Below are 14,665 nucleotides of genomic sequence, written 5' to 3'. Positions count from 1 at the left end.
CAAAACGTCACAATTTGGCACGTTTGGCTACCTGGCGCGGTAATTGGCGGCATAATCCTGTTTGTTCGCGTTGAACAATGCATTAACATAACTCCCACTTATCTCTTGCATGGCTATATGGATATCCGATGCGTCACCTGGTTGCGCTTTTACCGCTGATTACCTTGCTTGCTGCCTGTAGCAGCACGCCGAAACCCAGTACCACCGCTACGCCGCAGAGCACCCCGGTAAAGGGCGGCTTTTTGCTGAGCCCGGCGCACAGCGGCGCGCCGCTGGGAGGGGATTTCGCCAATAACCCGAATACCGCGCGCTTTATCGATAAGATGGTGCAGGAACACGGGTTTGACCGGCAGCAGTTGCACGACGTGCTGGCGCAGGCTCGGCGATTGGATTCGGTGCTGCGGCTGATGGACAGGCAGGCGCCGACGCCGTCTACCCAGGGCCCAACCGGGCCGAACGGTTCCTGGCTGCGCTATCGCAACAAGTTCATCACCCCGGATAACGTGCAAAACGGCGTAGTGTTCTGGAATCAATATCAGGATGCGCTGCAGCGCGCCTGGCAGGTATACGGCGTGCCGCCGGAGATCATCGTGGGGATTATCGGCGTGGAGACCCGCTGGGGCCGCGTAATGGGTAAAACCCGCATTATTGACGCGCTGGCGACGCTGGCCTTCAACTACCCGCGCCGCGCCGATTACTTCGCCGGTGAGTTGGAAACCTTCCTGCTGATGTCGCGCACTGAAGGCGACGATCCGCTCGAATTGCGCGGCTCCTTTGCCGGCGCGATGGGCTATGGGCAGTTCATGCCTTCTTCCTTCAAAAGCTACGCGGTCGACTTCAACGGCGATGGGCATATCAACCTGTGGGATCCGGTCGATGCCATCGGCAGCGTGGCCAATTACTTCAAAGCACACGGCTGGTCCAAAGGCGAGCCGGTCGCCATTCAGGCCAACGGCCAGGCGCCGGGGCTGGAAAACGGCTTCAAGACGCGCTACTCGATCGCCGCGCTGGCGGAAGCCGGCCTAAGCCCGCAGGGCTCGCTCGGCGATAATCAGGAAGCCAGTCTGCTGCGGCTGGATGTCGGCACCGGCTACCAGTATTGGTACGGCCTGCCGAACTTCTACGTCATCACCCGCTATAACCACAGCACCCATTACGCCATGGCGGTATGGCAACTGGGCGAAGCGGTCGGGCGCTCGGCGCGCGGCGGCTTCTGACGCTGCGTCAATAAACGAAAAAGGCCGCTTGCGCGGCCTTTTTTGCATTCTGAGCAATCAGAAATCGTAGCGCAGACGCACCACGGTCATATCGCCGAGGTTGTCGGTGCTCGATGTCAGCACATGCTCCACGTCAACGCGGAAACCGTAGTCAAACTGCACGGTAACCCCGAGGCCGTTGTCGATGCGCTGGTAGTTGCGGCCGGTGATGTATTCCAGGCGGTCGCCCATGAAGTACGGCATCACCGATTTCACCGCGTACTGGCCAACCGGCACGGTATAACCGGCCAGGTATTCGATACCCCATGCGTCGCCGGCGAAGTAATTATTGATGTCGGCTTTCTTGGTGGTCAGGAAGTCGTTGTAGTAACCGCCGCCGAAGGTGAGGGTCCAGTTGTCCGGTTTCCAGCTGATGGCGGTACCGAAAATGTTCTGGTCATAGCTCTTGCTGCCGCTGGTGGACGGATTGCGCATTTCGGCGCGGGTGTAGTTCCAGGCGGTGCCCCAGGTCAGGTCCTGCGTAATGTGGTAATCCACACCCAGTGAGCCGCCGCCTTTGCGCTTGTAGCGCAGGCCGTTGCCCGGCAGATAGTCGCTGTCGCTGAACAGGTACGAAGCGTAAACGTCCGCATCGCCGAAGCGGTTCTTGTACTTCAGCATTTTGCGTGAGCGGTAAGAGCCGTCGTAGTCGCCGTTGATGCCGTTGCCCGGTGCCTGGGCCAGCATGTCGTAGTCCCAGATATCGGTTTTGGCGCCAACCACATCATAGTAAACGCTGTTCTGCTGACCGAAGGTCATCTGGCCCCAGGTGTTGCTTTTCAGGCCGGTGTACAGCATGCGGCGGCTGGTGTTTCTCGCGCCGTCGGCATAGTGGTGATCCCAGTCGAACAGCGCCGGAATGTTCACGCCCAGCTCGTAGTAGCTGATCCAGCTGATATCGTCGAACAGGTAGTAGTCCGCCGCGAAACGGAAGCGGGTGCCGCCGTCGAAGCCGTTACGCTTGTAAGAGCCCTTGTCACCGTCACCCGTCATGTTGTTGAACTGCGGACGGATACTGCCGCCAACGGTGAAGTTCAGGCGGCTGAGCGGATCGCCAGCCTGCGGATCCTGCTTCAGCAGGGTGATTTCCGCCTGAGCGGCGAACGACGCGCTGCCGATCGCCAGACCCAGCGCCACCGCTTGAGTCAATACGCGCAATTTCATTGCCATGTGTTATCCCTGTTTTATGTATGACCGCCCCCATCAGCGCCGCCATGCCGATGTTTTGCGCAGAACGCTGCGTTTTCACGCATTTTGACGGTTTTTTTGGTGTTTTAGCGGCGGGCGGCATTTGTAACATAAACGGTGACATAAATAATTACTTTTCTTGCTAATTGTTGGCCGGTTTTTGACCATTTCGTGCGGTGAAAAGGGCCGTTTTTCATGCCTTTCAATTCGGATGAATTCATCTAACGCCAAGGTTTATATTTTTCATTTGTCAGTCATCGGCGTCAGCCTGTAATTTTATCCGTGCAAGAGATAATTAATTTCAGCCTGTCACCGCCGTATTAACGTTAGCCTTTTTCTGCGTAATCGGTCAGCAGGAATAAGCGATTGGGAGGTCGCCATGAGAAATCTGTTAATGTTGTTGGCGGGGGTATTTTCATTACCGGCGATGGCGGCGGAATCGCACGTTTGCCATTCTCAAGCCTATGATTATGCGGAGGTTAGTAAGCTCAGGTTATCTGACGACACCCTGTTTACCTGCCGCGGCGTGGGGCGCCTGACGATCCCGGAACTGGCGCGTAAAGGATGGAGGGTGATTCATTTAGCGCAGCAAACTGAATATACCGACTCCGTCGACAGCGATGGCGAAGTTATTAAGCTTTATCAGGAAATCGTGGTGTATAAAGAATAACGCGACGGCAGCCTGTGATTATTTCAACGGCGGCGAGAATCCTATTATGAATGCAAGAATCGGTATTGACGGCAGGGCTGCGGCCGCCATGGTGGTGCTTTGCGCCATCTGGGGAATGCAGCAGGTGGCGATCAAGGCTGCCGAGGCGGATGTGTCGGCGGTACTGCAAATTGCCATTCGCTCGGGTCTCGCCGCGTTGGGGGTATACCTGCTGGCGCGTTGCCGCGGCGAGTGTTTCACCTGGGATCGCGCCACGCTGAGCGCCGGTTTGAGCGTAGGGGCATTGTTCGCACTGGAGTTCTTTTTTGTCTCCGAAGGGTTGCGCTATACCAGCGCCTCGCATATGGCGGTGTTTTTGTACACCGCGCCGCTGTTTTCCGCCCTTGGCCTGCATTTCCTGATCCGTCAGGAGCGCCTGTCGCCGGTGCAGTGGCTGGGCATGCTCATCGCCTTTGGCGGCGTGGTTCTGGCCATATCGGGCATGGCCGAGGGAAGCGGCGGGGCCGATCGGCTGAAAGGCGATTTCTATGGCCTGCTGGCGGGGATCGCCTGGGGCGGTTCTACCCTGGTGATCCGTACCACGCGCCTGGCGGAGTGCCCGGCCAAACAGACGCTGCTGTTCCAGTTGACGGGCGCCTGTGTACTGCTGTCGCTGCTGGCGCTGGCGACGGACAATTTGCACGTCGTCCTGAGCCCCGTGGCCTGGAGCAGCCTGTTGTTCCAAACGGTGATCGTGTCGTTTTTCAGCTACCTGATCTGGTTTTCACTGTTGCGCCGTTATCAGGCTTCCTCGCTGGGCATTCTCACCTTTATGACGCCGGTATTCGGCATCCTGGCGGGGGCCGTCATTCTCGGCGAACCATTGCAAATTGAATTTGTATTGGGTGCCGTGCTGATCGTACTGGGGTTAATCGTAGTGAGTTGTTCATATCTTATTTATGTTGACCGAAGGGTGGCACCAAAAATATAAATTATGGATGTTGATGTACAGAACTACCAAATAAGCTGCGAAAGCCAATTCATTATTCAGCTGCAAATATCCCGCTATGCCTGGGGCGTGCCGCTGATTACGCTCAGCGATAACGGTGATTTTACCGTAATAAGAAGCCGGGGTTGGGCGAGGTTGGCTAATGGGATGCAATTGGAGGTTTATTATTTTGCCAATAATACCCTGCTGGCCTGGGATAAAAACCGCAAATATATCTCTTATTCAAAGGCTGGCCGGCTCTACGCCTGCGCGCTGCATTTTTCTTATTCTCCCAAAATAGAGCGCTAACCCTCCGGCCATCAGACCAGAGGGGAGATTTTCATGATCCACTGCTTAAACGCGAGGATCTTGGGCCACTGCCGTTCGGAAATGGTCGAGATAAAATAGCAGTGCTCGCAGGGCACGGTCATGTCGGTGAACGGAATGATCAGCTCGCCGCTTTTGATCCAGTCCTGCACCAGATTGAGCCGCCCCATGGCGACGCCAAGGTGCCGCGTGGCGGCCAGCACTGCAAGTCGGAACGGTCGAACTCCATGCTTTTACTGTCGGTATCCAGCCCCAGCGCAAAGTGTTGCGACCAGGTTTGCCACTCATCTTCGCCGGAGTTGTAGCGATCGTGCAGCAGCGTGCAATGGGCCAGGTTTTCCGGCGCATCATACAGGTTATATGCGGCGGCGTACTGCGGCGTGCAGATCGGCACCATTGATTCCTGCATAAAAGCTTCGTCCAGATGCCGCCCCGAGGGCAGTTTGCCGAAGTACATCGCCAGATCCACGCCGCGGTTGGCCAGGTTGATGATTTCCTGCCCGGTCAGAATATTGAGGTGAATGGTAGGGTGTTGGGCGATAAAGTCGCCGATGCGCGGCAGCAGCAGACATTGCACCAGGGACGGGTGCGAGTAGAGGGTCAAGGTCCCCGTCAACTCGCGATTTTTAATGTCCAGGATTTCCTGATTCAAGGTGTTGAAGGAACTGTCCAGCGCCCATTGCATGCGCTCGCCCTCCGGCGTCAGCGTAATTCGGCGATGAAAGCGTTGGAATAGCAGAAAACCCAATTCCTTTTCGAGCAAATTAATGCGGTGGCTCACGGCGCTGGGGGTGATCGACAATTCTTGCGCCGCCAGCGCAAAAGATAAATGACGGGCGACGCATTCGAAAGTATGCAGCCGGGAAAATTGATAGCTGGTCAGCGGGGTTGCCCGCTGCGAATGTTTTTTACTGGGGAACATGCTATTTCTCCATGCGCATAATACGGCAATATTAACATTTAATGGCGCGGAGGATAAACCCAGACTGATTGATATATTCAGTTTTTACGCTGAGAGATATCGTTATGTTGAAGGGAAATTAACTTGCTTGCATAACAACCGGAAATAACAGGCAGTGGGCGCACTGAGTGAGAGGGTTATGATAATCAGCAATAGGACGAATATAATAAAAAGACGTGCCGTTAAGCAGCGAGTAAAGACGGTGTGCGCAGCCTGAACGATAAAGGCTCATGTTCCCTGCGGGATATAACGTTTTCGCCGCAATAATTTGTCGCATGGCGACACAGAATTCGCGTTAATCCCAGCGGCAAACGAGCGGAGGCATCAATCGATAATACTGCGCCCCCTCAGGCCGATAGAACTGCGCCCGGTGGTTACCCTCCGGGCGCGACATTCAGGGAAAAGCGGTTTGCTCGCCGGCGCGTATCAACGGCGGCGCAGCAGCAGGCCGGCCAACAAACCTGCGCCGGCAACGAGTGCCAACGCGGCGAGGGGGTTTTTCTTCATCATACTGCCGGCGCAGCTCAGGGCGTCGCCGTATTTTTCTTGCAGCGCGCCCACTGCCTGGCGCGTAACGCCTTCGGCCTGCCAACGTTCGTTACCGCTGACGTCACCTGCGATTTCCTGCGCTTTGCCCGCCACTTTGTCCATCATGCCATTGGCTTTTTCGCTGTTCATTATGATGTGCTCCTAAGGTTCGATCCGTTTGGCGTTCGCACAGAGCGAAAGCCTGCATTTGCACCGCCATGTTATGCACTTCACTTTTGGCCTATAAGGGGCGTTTGCATCTGTTTGGGTAGTGCATTTGCAGGCTACTTGCCGTTCCTGGAGGCCGCTCCGCCGGTAAACAGCCTGCGCTCTCTGGCCCAGACGATGGCTTCGCTGCGGCTGTGCACGCCGAGTTTGGAATAGACCGTCGCGACATGATTGCGGATGGTGTTGAGCGCCAGATTGAGACGCGCCGCGATTTTCTTGTCCGGCAGCCCCTCGCAAATCAATTCCAGCACATCGCGCTCGCGTGGCGTGAGATCGCTGGCGGTGAATCCAGCCTGGTCGGGCCGGTTGATGCTTTTCACGTTGGCCAGTTTTTCGATCAGGGTTTGGCTGAACCAGGAGGCGTCCTGCATCACTTCTTCGATGGCGCTTACCAGCTCCAGCTCCGAGCGTTTGCGTTCGGTAATGTCCATGAGCACCAGCAGATAACAGGGCGCATTGTGGATGCTGACGGCATCCGCCGAGGCCACACAGTCAATCGACTCGCTCCCCTTCTTGCGCACCCGGATGTCCAGCCCTTCGACGTTGCCGCTTTTTTCCAGGGCGGCAAACAAACGGCGGTTCGCCTCCGGATCGTCAATAAACGGGATCTCTCCGACCGTCTTGCCGATCAAGTCTTCGGCGGCGTACTCGGTGGCGCGGGTGAAGGCTTCGTTGACATCCAGCACGCGCCGTTCGTGCGCGGTACATAACAACGTCGGCACTGGGCTCAGGCGAAATGCCTTGGCGAACCGCTCTTCACTTTCTCGCAGCGCCGATTCCGCCTGGCGTCGGGGTTCGAGATCGGTAAACGTGAACAGCATGCAGTCGTCTTCATTGATATCCAGCGGTTGGCCGGCAACCACCACCAGCTTGCTTCCTCCGCCGGGCAGTTTCAGCTCGGCCTCCATCTGCGGGATGGTGGCGCCTTCCCCCAGGCGCTGCACCGCCAGCTCTTTGTGCTCCGCCTGTTCCAAAACGTCGAGTTCATAAACCGAACGCCCCATGACCTGTTCACGCTGATAACCCGTCATATCAAGGAACCCCTGGTTGACCTTGACGTAGCGCAGGTCGCTGAGCCGACAAATGACCGCCGGCGCCGGATTGGCGTTGAAGGTTTTTTCAAAACGCTGTTCGGCGCTGGCCCACTCCGTCGCGTCGCTCAGGATCAGCGCCAGTAGCTCCGGCTGCCCCTGCGCATCGGTGATAATCAGGCTCCGCAGGCGGTGCACCCAGAAGCTGTCCGGATCGTCGACCTGCCGAACCTCCACCACCACATCGGTGAAGGTTTCGCCTTTGGCAACCCGGTTCAGCGGGTACTGTTCCAAAACCAGCGGATGATTGTTGCGATAGCGCAGGGCAAAACGCGCCGCGTACTCGCCGGCATCGGCCCCCAGAGCTTTCTGATGACTCACGCCATGCATGGCCAACGCGGCCTCGTTGGCCCATAGCAAGGTTTGATCGGTATCCGTCAGGATCACGCCGTCGGACAAGCCGGAGATGATTTGCTGCAGGTGGCCGCGGTGGGTTTCGCTGGCCAAAACGGATTGGCTCATGTGTTCTCCGCTAGACAGAAGGGGGACGGCCGCTTAAGGGGGCCGCGGGTTACGCTACTCGCTGAGCAGCTTAGTGCATAACGTGCGTATTCGCAGGGTGTGAATGCACTAGGCATTCTGATGCAAATGAACCGGGACGGCCGACAACGCCGCGCGGCAGACTGAATTTGTCTGCGCGGTTATCCGCCGTGCGTGCAATCACTTGTCCAGAAAATATAAGGAACAACGATGACCACTGTCTATGAATCAAATCGCTTAGCGTTTCAGGTGTCATGGGGCTCGATATTGGCCGGGAGTGCCGTGGCGCTGGTGACTTATCTGACCTTCAGCGTGCTGGGCACGGCTATTGGCGCTCAGGCCGTGGATATGATGCAACAGGGCAACCCGCTGAGCGGCTTTGGCACCGGCACCGGGATCTGGCTGCTGGTTTCAACGTTGGCATCGCTGGCCGCAGGCGCGTTCGTCGCCGGCCGCGCCGCACCGAATCGCGGTGGCTTGCATGGTTTGCTGAGCTGGGCGATCACCACCTTGCTGACCACCTGGCTGATGGTTTCATTGGCGAGCGGCGTGGTGGGGCTGGCGGGCAGCGCGGTGGGCAAAGGGCTTTCGCTGGCGGGCAGCGGCCTGGCGGCGGCAGCGCCAAACGTGGGCGAAGGCCTCAAGCAGCAGCTGGATAAAAAGGGCATCAGCCTTGACTGGGGAAGCCTGGAAAATCAGTTGAACGCCACGCTCAAGCAGACCGGCAAACCGGAACTGGATCCGTCTCGGTTAGAACAGAAGGCCGATAGAGCGACCGCCGATGGCAAACAATCGGCCATGGACGCGGCTGCCGATCCGGCGCAGGCCGCCTCTGAGCTTAAGCAGTGGTTCGACCGCGTCAAGCAGTCCGGTGAGCCGACGTTGAGCGCGGCCGACAAGGATGCGTTGGTGAATATCGTTGCGGCGCGCACCGGCAAGAGCCGCGATGAAGCGAGCCAAATCGTCGATAACTACGCTCAGGCTTACCAGCAGGCGGTGCAGAAAGTGGAAAAACTCAAGGCCGAGGCCGAACAGAAAGCGCGTGAAGCGGCCGATGAAGCGGCCAAACAGCTGTCTCGCGCCGCGTGGGGTTCGTTGTTGGTGCTGCTGTTGGGCGCTGCGTTGAGCGCCGGCGTGGGGCGGATTGCCGAATCAACCCGCCGCACTGTCGCGCGGTAAGTTGAGATGAAAAAAAACCTGTCGTGCATCTCGCTGAATTATCGAAAAGTAGCGGGGGCCTCAGCTCCCGTGCTCGTCATCGATTTCTGCAACGAGAACAACGAGCGTTATACCCTGCGCTATAACCTGCCGCCGGATACTCCGGAGCGCACCGAGCGGCGGGTGTCTTTGCTGCTGTACCTGTTGCGCAAGCACAGGTCCGCAGAGATCGACAACCTGGCTGATTAATCAGGCCGTTAATGAAAAGCCCTGCCTCGCGAGCCGGGCTTTTTGTTTGCGGCCGCCGGCCGTTCTGACAACAAGGCGCGGGCGAGTCGGCTCGGTATTTTGCTGGGGGAGAGATGGGCGATTCATGGGCGTAGATAGGGTTCCCAATGGGTGCGGTTTGTAAAATAGGGCATCGAGCAAGGTTTGTTAAGATATCCGTTTTCTCTGCGCAGGAACGATAAAAAAGAAACGCGCTATTGCGACGCGAGATTATTGAGACCGATGTTCAGCCTTGAGCTTATCCCTCCCGTCTTCTTTGACTGCCGGTCATACTTTTATATCTCTTCCGCAGTACGTTTTATCGGCGGGCCAAGCATATAAAATGCGTTTTCATTTGTGATGATGAAATTCCTATTCGTCCATGAAATCTGGCTGTAAAAAACACTTTAAGGTAAAACAATTAGCAAAAAGTGTGATTTTACCTGGCGTGGCAAGTGCATCTTTGATGAGTGCACTTTACGCGAGTTGATTTTGTTTTATGGGTTTCTTGCGGAGAGATTTATATAACATGATCATTTTCAGTTATTTATGCGATAGTTTTTCCTATGCCGAAAAAAATGAATTGACAGGCTGGTTTTTTTTAGGATTAATCTTAATGACTTGGTTTGGTTGGTTAACGATTTTAATAAAAAGGACGCGAATCTTATAAAAGCAAGGAGCACATATGGATTACAGAAAAGATATTCTTTTGCAGGTATTGGAATATATGGAAAAGAATATTGTCGAGGGGCTGTCAGTTGAAAAGGTTTCCATTATCTCAGGTTACTCTAAATGGCATTTGCAACGGCTGTTTAAGCATTATTTTGGTATAACGCTAGGGACTTATATAAGGAATAGAAAACTGAGTCGCTCTGCTATTCTGCTCAAACAGCACCAGGGGAACATATTGGATGTCGCCCTGGCATCCGGGTTTGCCTCTCAGCAATGTTACACGCGGGCATTCAAACGTTTCTTTGGCGAAACGCCCAACAGCTTTAGAAACAGCCGGGGGTGGGATTTTTCCACGCAGATCCCCCCGTATGGCAACGATAAGAAACCCTATTTCTACCACACGGTCATGCCGGATGACATTGAGATGTTAAAGCATTACAAATCGCTGATTTTTCATTCTATAAGAAAATTCAGAGATGCCGGCGACATTGCCCAGACCAATGAGAAATGGTTAAGCAAGCAGCGGGGGGAATGTAATGTGGAAAAGAAAAGGAGTAATAAATGGCATTCCAACAGTAAGGGTCAAGAGGTTTTTCATTCCATTTTTAACTTCTATATCCCTATGGGTAAATATATTGTCATTCCCTTTACGGGGGAGTTGTCAGAATATATTGACTTTTTCGATGTAATGTATGACGCTTATCTGCCTGCTATCAATGTCAAAATGCGGGAGAGCTTTTTTATAGAGTTATATAGGCAAGAGGATTTAAATGGGAAGGTTGTCAATGTCGATATACTTATTCCTGTGACATAGTGATGAGGCAAGAAAACATCATGAATAGAGAAAAACCTCTCGACTCGATTAATAAGCGGCGTCAAGCTCGCTTTATGCTATCTTCTATATTGTCTGCACTAGGCCGAACAATCGTTGCCGGCTTAGGCCGGCAGGCCATTCAATTAACTGCGGTGTTAATTTTTCTCATGTTTTCAGGAAATGCGATGGCCAATAATCGGGAACATCAGCAAATAGCGTTAGTCGGTACCTGGACCCATATTCCGGATGCGCCTGCGGTGCAGAAACCGGCAAGACCCAGTGAAGGGCTCTATCGCCTGACGGTTAATGGCGACGGCACGTTAACGCTGCTCGACGTGGTTAAAATGAAAAGCCCATCGTGGATCGTAAAATCTCGCGATGGCCGTTTCGCCTATGCCACCAATGAGGAGAACGCGGGAACGGTGACCGCCTTGGCAATAGACGACGCTGGCAGCGTGCGGGTGCTGAATACGGTGAACAGTGCGGGCCAGCAGCCGACGCACGCCACCCTCAGTCCGGATGGCAAGTTTCTGTTTGTCGCCAACTACTCCGTCGCCAAAGGCGGCGCGGGGATGACGGTATTGCCAATTGGCAGTGACGGCAAACTGGGTGAACGGGTGCAGCATTATCCGTTTATATCAGGTTCTGGCGCCGTGCAGGGGCGCCAGGAAGGGGGCCATGCGCACTCAACCACCTTCAGCCGCGATGGTAAATATCTGTATGCGGCGGATCTCGGCGGGGACAAGCTGCACGCCTATCGCTATCGCTCGGATAGCGCACAGCCGTTGCAGGCGGATGCATCGCGCGATGTCAGCTTTGCGCCAGGCGCCGGCCCAAGGCACATGGTGTTCTCGCCGAAAGGCGAGTATGCCTATGTCATCACCGAAATGGCGGGTGAAATCGAGGCGTTTACCGTCAGCGACCATCGATTGACGCTACAAGGAAAAGTGAAACTGAACGGCGGGCAGGATTCCGCGGAGGCGAAAAGCGGCGGAGCCATTATCCTCAGCCCGAGCGGCAGATATCTTATTGCCACCAATCGCGGTGCCGATAACCATTTGCTGGTATTAAAAATTGGTGGGGATGGGCTGCCAGGGGAGACGACGCGCTACGAGGCCGGCGGCATTGAGCCGCGTGCGCTCGCTTTCGATGCCACTGGCAACCATCTTTATGTCACGAACGTGTTCACCAATACCGTTACGCTGTTCGATTTCGATGATGAGACGGGGGAGTTGAAGGCCAAAGGTGAGGCGGCGACGATTTCTACGCCGACGGATATCAAGTTTTTCAATTAATGCCAATCATAACGCGCGGAGGAAATCGGGTCTGAGGCGTGGAGAAGGGGGATTGCGGGTGCCGATGATGGGGAATGGCTTGATAATAAATAATGGTGTCCCCGACTGGAATCGAACCAGTAACTAGCCCTTAGGAGGGGCTTGTTATATCCGTTTAACTACGGGGACGCTGCGGGCTGGCAACCGAAGCTGCCGGGGCATTATACCTTTTTTTACCCGCAGAATAAGCGCTTAGCGGCGCGTTTGCTCAATACCTCGCCAGTTAGCGCCGAAATTTCCTCGCCTAACCGACGGCGATCACGGTTTTTCCCCGCCGTGGCGCCGTTTTTCCTGTTGCTGACGCGCCGCCCGTTTTTGGGCGCTCAAATCGTTGCGGATCTGCGCATGGCTTATCAACGCAAAGATAAAGGTGCCGCCGATGATGTTGCCCGCCAGCGTCGGCAGGGCGAACGGATAGACGAATTCCTGCCACCCAATCGCGCCGTTGAACACCAGATAGAGGATCTCTACCGAACCGACCACGATATGGGTCAGATCGCAAATCGCCACCAGGTAGGTCATCAACACGATCACCCAGATTTTCGCCGCGCCGGCGGCCGGGAACATCCATACCATGGTGGCGATGATCCAGCCGGCCAGGATGCCGTTGGCGAACATTTCTCCCGGCGTATGGCGCATCACCTCTTCGCCCAGGCTGATGAAGGCGCGGCGCGTTTCGGCGTCGAACAGCGGCATATGGGTAAACGCCAGCGCCGCCAGCGCGGTGCCGATCAGGTTGCCGAGCAGCACCACGCCCCACAGGCGCAGCAGGATCAGCAGGTTGCGCGGCGTGGGTTTGTGCATGATGGGCAAGACCGCCGTGACGGTGTTTTCGGTAAACAGCTGCTGGCGCGCCATGATGACAATGATAAAACCGAAGGTGTAGCCGAGGTTTTCGATGAAAAAGCGGCTGGGATCGTCCGGCAAGCGGGCGTGGAAAATGCCTTTCGCCGCCAGTGAGGCGCCCATCGACAGCCCGGCGGCGATCGCCGACCACAGCAGCGCCAGCCCATCGCGCTCCAGCTCTTTTTCGCCTTCCATTCGGATCTGTTCATGCACCGCCGCCGCGCGCGACGGCAGATTCTCTTCCCTGACTTCGATTTCGCGTTTGCCCTGTTCCTGCTCTTCGCTCTCTACCTGCATTGTCTCATCCGGCTCGTGCTCCTGGCGTTGCTGTTCGTTCATGCTGTCGCTCCTGCTCAATAAGGGTGAGGTCACGTCATTAAGCGTAGTTGCCCGGCCTAAATGCGGCGAAATACAGAAAAAGGTAACAAGAGTTAAAATCCGCCGGTTTTTTCCACGCATTCTTGATCCTGCTCGCCATATTGGCCCCTCGGCGCGCCCGCCGCAGGCTGCGTGTGGGGAAAGGCTTATGCTATGATTCGCTATCCCAAAGAAAAATATGAGTTCCCCGATGCTGGAAGCCAAAAGTCTGAGTTGCGTGCGCGATGAGCGCATCCTGTTTAGCGAGCTAAGCTTTTCAGTTCAGCCGGGCGATATCATTCAGGTAGAGGGGCCGAACGGCGCGGGCAAGACCAGTTTGCTGCGCATCCTCGCCGGTCTGGCGCGGCCGGACGGCGGTGAGGTGTGCTGGCGCGGGCGTGACACGCTGCGCGCTCGCGCGGATTACCAGCAAGATTTGCTGTTTATCGGCCATCAACCGGGCATAAAAGCCGTATTGACACCCTTCGAAAACCTGCAGTTTTATCAGGCGGTGCGCGGCGCGGCCGAGCATCAGGCTATCTGGCGCGCGCTGGAGCAGGTGGGGTTGGTGGGCTACGAAGATCTGCCGGTGGCGCAGCTTTCCGCCGGGCAGCAGCGGCGCGTGGCGTTGGCGCGCCTGTGGCTCAGCGCGGCGCCGCTGTGGATCCTCGATGAGCCGCTAACGGCGATCGATAAACAGGGCGTGGCCGAGTTGATTAGCCTTTTTGAGCAACATGCGCAGCGGGGCGGCATGGTATTGTTGACCACCCATCAGGATTTGGCCGGCGTCAGCCAAACGGTGGGCAAAATTCGTTTGGCGGAACACGACGCGGGGAGTTTGTGATGTTTTTGACCCTGGTGCGTCGCGAACTGAAAATCGCCTGCCGTAAAGGTTCGGAGATCGTCAACCCGCTGTGGTTTTTCCTGATTGTGATCACGCTGTTCCCGTTGGGGATTGGCCCGGAGCCGCAGCTGCTGGCGCGCATTGCGCCGGGCATCGTATGGGTGGCGGCGCTGTTGGCCTCGCTGCTGTCGCTGGAGCGGCTGTTTCGCGACGATTTTCTCGATGGCTCGCTGGAGCAGCTGTTGCTGCTGCCGACGCCGCTGCCGATGACGGTGCTGGGCAAAGTGTGTGCTCACTGGGTCGTGACGGGATTGCCGCTGCTGATCCTGTCGCCGCTGGTGGCGCTGCTGTTGTCGCTTGATATGCAAACCTGGCTGGCGGTGGCGGGTACGCTGCTGCTCGGCACGCCGACGCTGAGCCTGATCGGCGCTATTGGCGTGGGGCTGACCGTCGGCCTGCGCAAAGGGGGCGTGCTGCTCAGCCTGCTGGTGCTGCCGCTGTATATCCCGGTGCTGATCTTCGCCACCGGCGCGATCGACGCCGCCGCGATGGGCATGCCGATCGACGGTTACCTGGCGATACTCGGCGCGATGCTGGCGGGCAGCGTGACATTGGCGCCGTTTGCCGCCGCAGCGGCGCTGCGAGTGAGCGTGCACTAGCTAACAAATTGAATGAAC

General features: G+C 56.3%; 14 protein-coding genes, 1 tRNA gene and 1 pseudogene. 10 read left to right on the top strand and 6 right to left on the bottom strand.

The window, feature by feature from the left end:
• The first annotated feature begins 128 nt into the window (after positions 1–128).
• On the top strand, positions 129–1,217 hold the full coding sequence (gene mltB / locus J0F90_RS17305; protein ID WP_033639730.1) for a lytic murein transglycosylase B: 1,089 nt from the start codon (positions 129–131) through the stop codon (positions 1,215–1,217).
• Positions 1,218–1,274: 57 nt separating this feature from the next.
• Here the strand turns inward: mltB and J0F90_RS17300 are convergent, their stop codons facing one another.
• Positions 1,275–2,426 carry a porin gene (locus tag J0F90_RS17300; protein ID WP_028127761.1) on the bottom strand — a complete coding sequence of 384 codons (1,152 nt, stop codon included), beginning with the start codon at positions 2,424–2,426 and terminating at the stop codon, positions 1,275–1,277.
• 397 nt (positions 2,427–2,823) lie between these two features.
• Here J0F90_RS17300 and J0F90_RS17295 point away from each other — a divergent pair, with 397 nt between their 5' ends.
• Genes J0F90_RS17295 through J0F90_RS17285 form a run of 3 tightly spaced genes read left to right on the top strand, consistent with a single transcriptional unit; the run spans position 2,824 to position 4,390 of the window.
• Positions 2,824–3,114, top strand: a complete 291-nt coding sequence (locus J0F90_RS17295) for a hypothetical protein (protein WP_033639731.1) — start codon at positions 2,824–2,826, stop codon at positions 3,112–3,114.
• 46 nt (positions 3,115–3,160) lie between these two features.
• The gene (locus tag J0F90_RS17290) at positions 3,161–4,084 is read left to right on the top strand and encodes a DMT family transporter (RefSeq protein WP_033639733.1); all 924 of its coding nucleotides are present in this window, start codon (positions 3,161–3,163) and stop codon (positions 4,082–4,084) included.
• 3 nt (positions 4,085–4,087) lie between these two features.
• Complete coding sequence (locus J0F90_RS17285; RefSeq protein WP_033639734.1) at positions 4,088–4,390, top strand: hypothetical protein; 303 nt, start codon at positions 4,088–4,090, stop codon at positions 4,388–4,390.
• An 11-nt stretch (positions 4,391–4,401) separates the two neighbouring features.
• On the opposite strand, the pseudogene dsdC reads toward J0F90_RS17285, so the two are convergent.
• From dsdC to J0F90_RS17270, 3 genes and pseudogenes are all read right to left on the bottom strand, one after another.
• Positions 4,402–5,330 (bottom strand): annotated as a pseudogene (gene dsdC, locus J0F90_RS17280) (DNA-binding transcriptional regulator DsdC).
• A 465-nt stretch (positions 5,331–5,795) separates the two neighbouring features.
• Positions 5,796–6,047 (bottom strand): CsbD family protein, encoded by a 252-nt coding sequence (locus tag J0F90_RS17275; protein WP_025303738.1) that lies wholly within the window; start codon positions 6,045–6,047, stop codon positions 5,796–5,798.
• Between the two features lie 134 nt (positions 6,048–6,181).
• Positions 6,182–7,678, bottom strand: a complete 1,497-nt coding sequence (locus J0F90_RS17270) for a helix-turn-helix transcriptional regulator (RefSeq protein ID WP_033639735.1) — start codon at positions 7,676–7,678, stop codon at positions 6,182–6,184.
• A gap of 228 nt (positions 7,679–7,906) precedes the next feature.
• Between J0F90_RS17270 and J0F90_RS17265 the strand changes: the two genes are divergently transcribed.
• The 4 genes from J0F90_RS17265 (at position 7,907) to J0F90_RS17250 (ending at position 11,902) form a co-directional block, all read left to right on the top strand.
• Positions 7,907–8,875: a DUF4013 domain-containing protein gene (locus tag J0F90_RS17265; protein ID WP_028127757.1), complete on the top strand. Its 969-nt coding sequence runs from the start codon at positions 7,907–7,909 to the stop codon at positions 8,873–8,875.
• Between the two features lie 6 nt (positions 8,876–8,881).
• On the top strand, positions 8,882–9,103 hold the full coding sequence (locus J0F90_RS17260) for a hypothetical protein (protein WP_004936288.1): 222 nt from the start codon (positions 8,882–8,884) through the stop codon (positions 9,101–9,103).
• 703 nt (positions 9,104–9,806) lie between these two features.
• Positions 9,807–10,607 carry a helix-turn-helix domain-containing protein gene (locus tag J0F90_RS17255; protein ID WP_033639736.1) on the top strand — a complete coding sequence of 267 codons (801 nt, stop codon included), beginning with the start codon at positions 9,807–9,809 and terminating at the stop codon, positions 10,605–10,607.
• A 20-nt stretch (positions 10,608–10,627) separates the two neighbouring features.
• The gene (locus tag J0F90_RS17250) at positions 10,628–11,902 is read left to right on the top strand and encodes a lactonase family protein (protein ID WP_227944594.1); all 1,275 of its coding nucleotides are present in this window, start codon (positions 10,628–10,630) and stop codon (positions 11,900–11,902) included.
• Between the two features lie 93 nt (positions 11,903–11,995).
• Here the strand turns inward: J0F90_RS17250 and J0F90_RS17245 are convergent.
• Positions 11,996–12,070: transfer RNA gene (locus J0F90_RS17245), tRNA-Arg, on the bottom strand.
• Positions 12,071–12,199: 129 nt separating this feature from the next.
• Entirely contained in the window at positions 12,200–13,126 is a 927-nt protein-coding gene (locus J0F90_RS17240) for a formate/nitrite transporter family protein (RefSeq protein WP_033639739.1), read from the bottom strand.
• A 229-nt stretch (positions 13,127–13,355) separates the two neighbouring features.
• Here J0F90_RS17240 and ccmA point away from each other — a divergent pair, with 229 nt between their 5' ends.
• Together ccmA and ccmB are read left to right on the top strand one after the other, a co-directional pair.
• Positions 13,356–13,988: a cytochrome c biogenesis heme-transporting ATPase CcmA gene (gene ccmA / locus J0F90_RS17235; RefSeq protein ID WP_033639741.1), complete on the top strand. Its 633-nt coding sequence runs from the start codon at positions 13,356–13,358 to the stop codon at positions 13,986–13,988.
• Positions 13,988–14,647, top strand: coding sequence for a heme exporter protein CcmB (gene ccmB / locus J0F90_RS17230; RefSeq protein WP_016926839.1), 660 nt, complete (start codon positions 13,988–13,990; stop codon positions 14,645–14,647). The genes ccmA and ccmB overlap by 1 nt, the downstream gene beginning before the upstream one ends.
• Positions 14,648–14,665 lie beyond the last annotated feature (18 nt).

This window comes from Serratia marcescens subsp. marcescens ATCC 13880, assembly GCF_017299535.1.
Lineage (GTDB): Bacteria > Pseudomonadota > Gammaproteobacteria > Enterobacterales > Enterobacteriaceae > Serratia > Serratia marcescens.
This window is presented reverse-complemented; position numbering and strand designations above follow the sequence as displayed.